We start from the raw sequence: 8,722 nt of genomic DNA, 5'->3' as shown, positions 1-8,722 counted from the left end.
CCCACCGAGGAGATGGAGATCGACCCGCAGGCCGGTTGCGGTGAGCAGGACCTCGGACCGGCGCCGTCGCCCGACGCCGCGATCTCGACGAGCAAGGACGTGCTCGGCTCGCTCGGCCTCGACCCGGCCGCCTTCGAGTACACGACCGAGTCCTACGACGGCGCGGGGAAGGTGCTCGCGGTGAGCGCGGCCCAGGTGGTCGAGGGACAACGGACCGGCATCCTGTGGAGCATGACGTACTCGGGAGCGGGACTGTCGTCGCTCTACGGTTCGCTCGCCCCGATCGTCTCGATGGGCGACTACGCCGTGGTGAGCCCCACCGCGGCCGTCGAGCGCCTGGGCGACCCGCGCTTCGGGAGCCCGGGGGTCATCGCGTACGCGCGCGGCGGGGACGCGTCGACGATGCTGGAGGGGGCCACGACGGACGTCGCCCCGGTCGAGCCCGAGGTGCCGGGTGTCCCACCGACCGCCGGCGCGGGCGCTGCCTTCTCCTGGCCCGTGGACGACGTGACCATCACGTCGGCCCGGCTCGGCCGGGCCGTGCACTACCAGACCGACGGTGGAGCGGTGCTGGTCCCTTCGTACGAGCTGAGCGACGCGGAGGGGAGCACGTGGTCGGTCATCGCGGTGGCCGACGACGAGCTGGACTTCTCGCCGGCCGGCTGAGGGGCGCTCCCGCCCGCCGAGGGTGACCGTCCCGCCCGCCGAGGGTGACGTGCAAGGGCGCCGAGGGTGACGCGCGGGGTGCCGGGGGTGACGCGAGAGCGTTGCCCCCGGCACCTTTCTTTTGTCGTCGAATCTGAGAGTCGGTGCAACAGCCATCCGGCTTTTGATTGACCATCGACAAAAGGGGGGTTAGGGTCGCTGCACGGCCACCAGCCCGGCAGGACTGGGCACGCTTCGCTCGCGCGAGCGTGCCCGCCACGGGACGGAGCCCGTCGAGGGCGACGAGGCCCCCGACTCCGCACTTCGGTCCTGTCAGCGGGGACCGACGGGACCAGGAGCGACGATGCACCTTTCACCCCACCAGCCCACCTGGGACCACGGCCGCACCGGCATCTGGTTCGTCGGGGCACGAGGATCCGTCGCGACGACCGCCACGCTCGGCCTGGCCGCGATCTCCTCGGGGCTCAGCGCCCCCACCGGCTGTGTGACCGCGCAGTCGCCGCTCGACACGGTCGCCCTCCCGGCGTTCACCGACCTCGTCGTCGGCGGCCACGACATCAGCGACACCCCGCTCGGCAAGCGCGCCGAGATGCTCGTCGAGGCAGGGATGATCCCGTACCGCCTCCTCGAGGCCGTGCGCCCCCAGCTCGACGCGGCCGACGCCGAGATCAGGCCCGGCTACGACCCCGCCCACCGCACGGGCTCCCAGGCGGCGAGCGCCGAGCGCCTCGCCGCGGACATCCGGTCCTTCCGCGAGCGCCACGGCCTGGCCCGCGTCGTGGTGGTCGACCTCGCCTCGACCGAGCCCCTGCCTGCCCCGGCTGTCGAGCTCGACGACCTGGACCTGCTGCGCGCCGCGATCGAGGACCCCGAGCGCGACGTCCTGCCCGCGAGCTCGGTCACCGCGTACGCGGCGCTCCTCGCGGGGGCGCCGTACGCGGGCTTCACGCCGTCGGCGAGCATGAACCTGCCCGCGCTGCACGCCCTCGCGGTCGAGCGTGGTGTCCCGTTCGCGGGACAGGACGGCAAGACCGGTCAGACGTGGCTCCGCTCCGTCCTGGCCCCGGCGCTCGCGGCCCGCGGGCTGCGCGTGCTGTCCTGGGCCGGGTCGAACCTCCTCGGTGGCGGCGACGGCGCGACGCTCGCGGACCCGCACGCGGTCCAGAGCAAGCTCGTCTCGAAGAACCGTGGGCTGCAGGACCTCACGGGGACGAAGGTGACCCCGCTGCACATCGACAACGTCCCCGACCTGGGCGACATCAAGGTCGCGTGGGACCACATCCACGTCGAGGGCTTCCTGGGGTCGCGCCTGACGCTCCAGACGACGTGGAGCGCGTACGACTCGATGCTCGCCGCCCCGCTCGTGCTGGACCTGGCGCGCCTGCTGGCGCTCGCGGACGCGGCGGGCCTGTCCGGTCCCGTGCCGGAGATGGGCTTCTTCTTCAAGGACCCGTGGGGTTCGGACGTGCACTCGTTCGCGGAGCAGACGCGCGAGCTGGGCGTGTGGGCGCACCGGACGAGCGCGCAGGCGGACCAGGCACGCGCGGAGGTCGGCGAGCCGTGACTCTGCGCGACTACCTCGACCTGGTCCGGGCCCCGGCGGTCCTGTCGGTCGTGGGGGACACCCTCGCCGGTGCGGCGGCGGGCGGTCGGCTCGACCCGGCACGCCGCGCGGCCGGGGCCGGGCCCGACGTGAGGCCGTGGCACCTCGCGCTCCTGCCGTTGTCCTCCGCGTGCCTGTACGCGGGTGGGATGGCTCTCAACGACTACGCGGACCGCGAGCTCGACGCGGTCGAGCGCCCGGAGCGCCCGCTGCCCTCGGGCCGGGTCTCGCCCGCGCAGGCCTTCGGGGTCGCGTCGGGGCTCACGGTCGTGGGGCTCGCGCTCGCCGGGGTCGGGGGTGGGCGGCGTTCGTTCGCGCTCGCGGTCCCGCTCGCGGCGAGCGTGTGGACGTACGACCTGGTCGCGAAGAACCACGTGACCGGTCCCGTCGTCATGGCGGCCTGCCGGGGCCTGGACGTGCTCATGGGTGCGGGCCTGGGTCGCGTGCGCGCTGCGCTCCCGGCGGCGGCGGCCCTCACGGTGCACACGGCCGGGGTCACGGTCCTCTCGCGCGGCGAGGTCCACGGCACGACGCAACCCGTCGCCGCCGCGGTGGCCGCGGGCACGGCGGGCGTCGCGGGCGCGGTCACGATGGGTGCGCTGCGTTCGTTGTGCACGCGCCCGACGGCGGCGCTCGCCTCTGCGCCGTCGTCGGTCCGGTCGTCGGGCGGGCGGGTAGACACGCTCGGCCGGGCACGCGCCGTCGTCCCGGCGGCGGCCGCGCTGGTCTCGGCGGGGGTCTACGTGACCTCGTGCCTGCCGCACCAGGCCGCTGCGGTGGGCTCTCCGGACGCCACGAACGCGTTCGCGGCGACCAAGGCCGGCATCCGGTCGATGGTCCCGCTCCAGGCGGCGCTCGCGGCGCGGGGCGGGAGCCTGGGCTCGGTCGCGGTCCTCGCGGGGGTCGAGCTCGCAGGGCGTGCCCTGCGGGCCCGGGGGCGGCGCAGGGTGAGCCCGAACCCGGGCCTGAGCGAGTCATGAGCGAGACCTCGGTGCCGTCACGGCCCGTGCCTCCCGGGGCGGTGCCGTCACGGCCCGTGCCTCCCGGGGCGGTCCCGTCACGGCCCGTGCCTCCCGGGCCTCGCATCCCGTACACCCTCGGCTACGGCACCAACGGCTTCACCGACCACCCGCTGAACGTGACGCTCGACGTCCTCGCGCACGAGGGGTACGGCGCGGTGGCCCTGACGCTCGGGCACCCGCACCTGTACCCCTTCGCCGACGACGCCGACGCACAGGTCGCCCGCCTGCGCGGTCGTCTCGACGACCTGGGGATGCGCGTGGTCGTCGAGACGGGCACGCGCTTCCTGCTCGACCCGTTCCGCAAGCACCACCCGACGTTCCTCGACCCCGACGCGGACCTCGCGGACCTCCGGGTCCGCTTCCTGTGCCGCGCGGTCGAGGTCGCGGCGGGCCTGCGTGCGGAGTGCGTGTCCTTCTTCTCGGGCGTCCTGCCTGCGGGCACGACGGCGGAGCAGGGGTGGGAGCGTCTGCTCGCCCGGGTGCCGCGCGTCGTGGCCCACGCCCGCGACCACGGGGTCCGGCTCGCGCTCGAGCCCGAGCCCGGGATGCTCGTCGAGACCGTCGCCGACGCGCTGCGGCTGCGCGAGGACGTCGGCGCTCCCGACGAGCTGGGCGTGACGGTCGACCTGGGGCACTGTGTCGTGGTCGAGCCCGACGGGGTGCGCGGCGCGCTGCTCGCCGCGGCGCCCCACCTGCTGAACGTGCAGGTCGACGACATGCGGCACACCGCGCACGAGCACCTGCCCTTCGGGGACGGCGAGCTCGACCTGGCGCTCGCCCTGGGCACGCTCGGCGAGATCGGCTACACGGGGGTCGCGGCCGTCGAGCTGCCCCGTCACTCGTACGACGCCCCCGGGCTCGCGCACCGCAGCATGGCCGCGATGACGGGCGCCTGGGCCGCCTGGCACCAGACCACCACAGGTTCCGCATCCACACCCCAGGAGGCACTCCGATGACCACCCCCGACCTCACCGACGCGCCGGGCCGCCCGACCACCGCAGGCGATCCCGGTGCCCTCGCGGGCCTCCTCACCGACGAGCAGACCGCCTGGCTGTCCACGGCGTGCGGCGACGTCGCCGCGGACCCGGGCTCCGCCGTCGGGCACCTGGCACGTGCCGGACGGGCAGTGGGCCGCACGCCCCTCGACCCCGACCTGGACCCTGCCGGGGTCCTGCACGGGACGCTCGACGACGCGGCGCGGGCCCGCCTGGTCGTGGCGCTCGCGGGTGCCCTGCCCGCCGACGGGGAGTCCCTCGCGACGCGCCTGACCGAGACCTACCAGCGGGGGGACACGTCCGAGCGGCGGGGTGTGCTGCGCGGGCTCGACGCGCTGGCCCTCGCCGGAGCGGTGCAACCGGCCGTCGCGTGCGCCGGGACGACGCTCGCGGCCGACGCGCTGCGCGCCAACGACCAGAGCCTCGTGGCGGCGGCCGTCGGACCGTTCGCGGCCGCGCACCTCGACGACCACGCGTGGCGCCACGCGGTGCTCAAGCTCGTGTTCATGGGCGTGAGCCTCGACGCGGTCGCCGGGCTCGACGAGCGTGCTGACGACGAGCTCGCGCGCATGGCCCGCGACTTCGCGGCCGAGCGCCGGGCGGCGGGACGCGTCGTGCCCGACGACGTCGCGCGCATCGCACCCGAGGTGCCCGACAGGACCGACGCCCCCACCCTGCCCACCGTGCCCACGACCTCTCTCGCGAACCACAGCAAGGACGCCTGATGCGCATCTTCGACCCCCACATCCACATGACCTCCCGCACGACCGACGACTACGAGGCCATGTACGCCGCGGGCGTCCGCGCGCTCGTCGAGCCCGCGTTCTGGCTCGGGCAGCCGCGCACGACCGTCGGGTCGTTCCTCGACTACTTCGACGCGCTGCTGGGGTGGGAGCGGTTCCGGGCCACGCAGTTCGGGATCCGCCACCACGCGACGATCGCCCTCAACCCCAAGGAGGCGAACGACCCGCGCTGCACCCCGGTGCTCGACGAGATCCCGCGCTACCTCACCAAGGACGGCGTGGTCGCGGTCGGCGAGGTCGGCTACGACTCCATGACGCCCGCCGAGGACGAGGCGTTCACGCGCCAGCTCGCGATGGCGATCGACGCGGAGCTGCCCGTCATGGTCCACACCCCGCACCGCGACAAGCTCGTCGGGACCCGCCGCACGCTCGACGTCGTCCGCGAGTCGGGGATCGCCCCCGGGATGGTCGTGGTCGACCACCTCAACGAGACCAACGTCGCGCTCGTCAAGGACGCGGGGGCGTGGATGGGCTTCTCGGTCTACCCCGACACCAAGATGGACGAGCACCGCATGGTCGCGATCATGCTGGAGCACGGCACCGAGCGCGTGCTCGTCAACTCGGCCGCGGACTGGGGACGCTCCGACCCGCTCAAGACGCTCAAGACCGGGCGGGCCATGCTCGCGGCCGGGTTCAGCGACGACGAGGTCGACAAGGTCCTGTGGCGCAACCCCGTGGCGTTCTACGGGCAGTCGGGGAATCTGCTGCTCGACCCCGTGCCCGGTTTCGTCGAGGGCGAGGCGCCCGCCGCGACCGCGAGCTACGAGGGCAGCTCGGTGCTGCGCGGGGCCCGGGTCTGATGCAGCTCTCGTACTGCACCAACGTCCACCCCGCGGAGGACCTCGACGGGGTGGTCGACCAGCTCGCCCGGTACGCGGGGCCCGTGCGCGAGGCCGCGGGGCTCGACGTGCTCGGGGTCGGGCTGTGGCTGCCGGCGTCGCTCGCTCACCGCCTCTCGGCGTCCCCGCGCGCGCCCGAGGACATGGCGCGGCTGAGGGCCTCTCTCGACGAGCACGGCCTCCAGGTGCACACGCTCAACGCGTTCCCCTACGGCGGGTTCCACGACGACGTCGTCAAGCTCGCGGTCTACTCGCCCACGTGGGCCGACGCAGAGCGGCTCGCCTACACGCTCGAGTGCGCCGAGGTCCTCGCGGCCCTCCTGCCCGACGGCGTGGACGGGTCGATCTCGACGCTCCCGCTGGCTTGGCGCGAGCCGGACGGGGTCGCGTGGTCGCCCGCCCAGGACGCCGCGGCGACGCGCGCGTTCGAGGACCTCTCCGCGGGACTGCGGGACCTTGCCGCCCGCACGGGCAAGGTCGTGCGCGTCGCGGTCGAGCCCGAGCCCGGGTGCGTGCTCGACACCGTCGAGGACGTCGTGACGTGGCTCGAGGCGCGGCTCGCGCCCGGCCCGGTCGGTCGGGCTCATGAGCAGGTGAGCAGCGGCATCGACCCCGCGTTCGTGGGCGTCTGCCTCGACACGTGCCACCTCGCGGTCTCGTTCGCCGACCCGGCCGCGGCCGTCTCGCGGATCACGGGGGCGGGGCTGCGCGTGGTCAAGGTCCAGGCCTCGGCCGCGCTGCACCTCGCCGAGCCGTCCGCGCCGGGGGCGCGCGACGCCGTCGGGCAGTTCGTCGAGAAGCGCTACATCCACCAGGTGCGCGAGCTCGCCCCGGGCGGCGACGTGCTGCCCGCCGACGACCTGCCCGACGCCCTGGGTGCCGGTGCGGCGCCCGGGCTGCCGGGGGAGGGGCCGTGGCGCGTGCACTTCCACGTGCCCCTGCACCACGAGCCCTCCCCGCCCCTGGCTGCGACGACCGACGTGCTGCGCGACGCCGTCGCGGCCGTGCGCGCCGCACCGCACGGTGACGAGGCCCACCTCGACGTCGAGACCTACACGTGGGCCGTCCTGCCGCCCGGCTCGCCGGCGTTCCCGGCCGCGTCACCGTCGGTGGAGGATGCGTCACCGTCGGCGGGCGAGTCCGTCACCCTGGGCGGTGGCGGCGTCGAGCCGCTCGTCGCCGGGATCGCCGCCGAACTGCGGTGGGCCACCGAGCACCTGCTCGGGCCAGCGCTCTCCACCACCACCCCTCAGACCTCAGGAGTCCTCGCATGAAGCCCGTGCTGCTGCTCGACGTCGTCGGGCTCACCGAGAAGGCCCTCGCCCACATGCCGCGCCTGCGGCAGCTCGCCGAGGGCGGCTGGCAGACCCAGCTCGCGACCGTGCTGCCCGCCGTCACGTGCACCGTCCAGGCGACCATGACGACCGGCCTCGCCCCCGCCCAGCACGGCGCCGTGGGCAACGGCTGGTACTTCCGCGAGCTCGGCGAGGTGTTCCTCTGGCGCCAGCACAACAAGCTCGTCTCGGGCGAGAAGGTCTGGGAGGCCGCCCGGCGTGCGAACCCCGACCACCGCACCGCGAACGTCTGCTGGTGGTACGCCATGGGCGCCACGACCGACGTGACCGTCACGCCCCGCCCGATCTACCACGCCGACGGGCGCAAGTCGCCCGACGCGTACATCCGCCCGCCCGCGCTGCACGACGAGCTCACCGGGCGGTTCGGCGAGTTCCCCCTGTTCACCTACTGGGGCCCGACCGCCGCGATCGCGTCGTCGGCCTGGATCGTCGAGGCGACCCGGCACGTCCTGCGCACCCACTCGCCCGAGCTCACCATGGCGTACGTGCCGCACCTCGACTACGACCTCCAGCGCTTCGGCCCCGACGCCCCCGAGGCCGATGCCGCCGCGGCCGAGCTCGACGCCGTCCTTACCCCGCTGCTCGACGACGCGGCCAACAACGGCGTCGCGGTCGTCGTGGTCTCCGAGTACGGCATCGCCGAGGCGGACAAGCCCGTGCACCTCAACCGCATCCTGCGCCGCGAGGGCCTGCTCGAGGTCTACGTGCAGGACGGCAAGGAGCAGCTCGACCCCTGGACGTCCAAGGCGTTCGCGGTCGCCGACCACCAGGTCGCGCACGTGTACGTCGACGACCCGTCCCGCCTCGCGCGCGTGCAGGACCTGCTGCGCAGCGTGCCCGGCGTCGACGAGGTCCTCGACCGCGAGGCCCAGGCCCGCTACGGGCTCGACCACCAGCGCTCGGGCGACCTCGTCGTCGTCGCCGAGCCCGGCGCCTGGTTCACCTACTACTACTGGCTCGACGACGCCCGCGCCCCCGAGTACGCGCGCGGCGTCGACATCCATCGCAAGCCCGGCTACGACCCCGCCGAGCTGTTCTTCGACCCCGCCGACCCGCTCGCCAAGGCCAAGGCCGGCTTGAACCTCGTCAAGAAGAAGCTCGGTCTCCGCTACGCCATGAGCACCGTCCCGCTCGACGCGTCCTACGTGCGCGGCACGCACGGACGACTGCCCGACTCCGCGGCCGACACGCCCCTGATCCTGTGCTCGGAGGCCGAGATCCCGGCGTCGGTCGCCGCGCTCGTCGAGCGCGGGGGACAGGTGCCCGCCGCGGCGATCAAGGGCCTGGTGCTCGAGATGCAGAACCTCGGCGTGAAGGTCTGAGGAGCCGCCGCACGAACTTGTCAGGGCGAGCGTGAACATGGGGCCAGGCTCGTCCTGACACGGTTCCCCGGTGCCCGTCGGGCATCCGGGGAAGCCAGAAGGGCGCGACCCGTGGGT

The 8,722-nt window shown here is 74.4% G+C and carries 8 protein-coding genes; all 8 read left to right on the top strand.

Annotation, left to right across the window (positions count from 1 at the left end; genetic code table 11):
- Positions 1-666: hypothetical protein (locus ACFRCR_RS13930; protein ID WP_377678321.1), on the top strand; the 666-nt coding region annotated here is incomplete at its 5' end.
- Positions 667-1,009: 343 nt separating this feature from the next.
- The gene (locus ACFRCR_RS13925) at positions 1,010-2,230 is read left to right on the top strand and encodes an inositol-3-phosphate synthase (protein WP_377678320.1); all 1,221 of its coding nucleotides are present in this window, start codon (positions 1,010-1,012) and stop codon (positions 2,228-2,230) included.
- Positions 2,227-3,249 (top strand): SCO3242 family prenyltransferase, encoded by a 1,023-nt coding sequence (locus ACFRCR_RS13920; RefSeq protein ID WP_377678318.1) that lies wholly within the window; start codon positions 2,227-2,229, stop codon positions 3,247-3,249. Before ACFRCR_RS13925 ends, ACFRCR_RS13920 begins: the two co-directional genes overlap by 4 nt.
- An 86-nt stretch (positions 3,250-3,335) precedes the next feature.
- Entirely contained in the window at positions 3,336-4,247 is a 912-nt protein-coding gene (locus tag ACFRCR_RS13915; protein ID WP_377678317.1) for a sugar phosphate isomerase/epimerase family protein, read from the top strand.
- On the top strand, positions 4,244-5,011 hold the full coding sequence (locus ACFRCR_RS13910) for an EboA domain-containing protein (RefSeq protein ID WP_377678315.1): 768 nt from the start codon (positions 4,244-4,246) through the stop codon (positions 5,009-5,011). The genes ACFRCR_RS13915 and ACFRCR_RS13910 overlap by 4 nt, the downstream gene beginning before the upstream one ends.
- Positions 5,011-5,889, top strand: a complete 879-nt coding sequence (locus ACFRCR_RS13905) for a TatD family hydrolase (RefSeq protein ID WP_377678314.1) — start codon at positions 5,011-5,013, stop codon at positions 5,887-5,889. The genes ACFRCR_RS13910 and ACFRCR_RS13905 overlap by 1 nt, the downstream gene beginning before the upstream one ends.
- The gene (eboE, locus tag ACFRCR_RS13900; protein ID WP_377678312.1) at positions 5,889-7,202 is read left to right on the top strand and encodes a metabolite traffic protein EboE; all 1,314 of its coding nucleotides are present in this window, start codon (positions 5,889-5,891) and stop codon (positions 7,200-7,202) included. Before ACFRCR_RS13905 ends, eboE begins: the two co-directional genes overlap by 1 nt.
- Positions 7,199-8,605 (top strand): alkaline phosphatase family protein, encoded by a 1,407-nt coding sequence (locus tag ACFRCR_RS13895; RefSeq protein WP_377678310.1) that lies wholly within the window; start codon positions 7,199-7,201, stop codon positions 8,603-8,605. The genes eboE and ACFRCR_RS13895 overlap by 4 nt, the downstream gene beginning before the upstream one ends.
- The last annotated feature ends 117 nt before the right edge of the window (positions 8,606-8,722 follow it).

Source organism: Oerskovia sp. NPDC056781 (genome assembly GCF_042789955.1).
Classification (GTDB): Bacteria; Actinomycetota; Actinomycetes; order Actinomycetales; family Cellulomonadaceae; genus Oerskovia; species Oerskovia rustica.
Note: the sequence above shows the minus strand (reverse complement) of the source record. Positions and strands in the feature narration are given on the sequence as shown.

Coding starts and splice junctions, on each gene's coding strand:
- ACFRCR_RS13925 (WP_377678320.1), top strand. CDS start 1,010: ATGCACCTTTCACCCCACCAGCCCACCTGGGACCACGGCCGCACCGGC.
- ACFRCR_RS13910 (WP_377678315.1), top strand. CDS start 4,244: ATGACCACCCCCGACCTCACCGACGCGCCGGGCCGCCCGACCACCGCA.
- ACFRCR_RS13895 (WP_377678310.1), top strand. CDS start 7,199: ATGAAGCCCGTGCTGCTGCTCGACGTCGTCGGGCTCACCGAGAAGGCC.
- ACFRCR_RS13905 (WP_377678314.1), top strand. CDS start 5,011: ATGCGCATCTTCGACCCCCACATCCACATGACCTCCCGCACGACCGAC.
- eboE (WP_377678312.1), top strand. CDS start 5,889: ATGCAGCTCTCGTACTGCACCAACGTCCACCCCGCGGAGGACCTCGAC.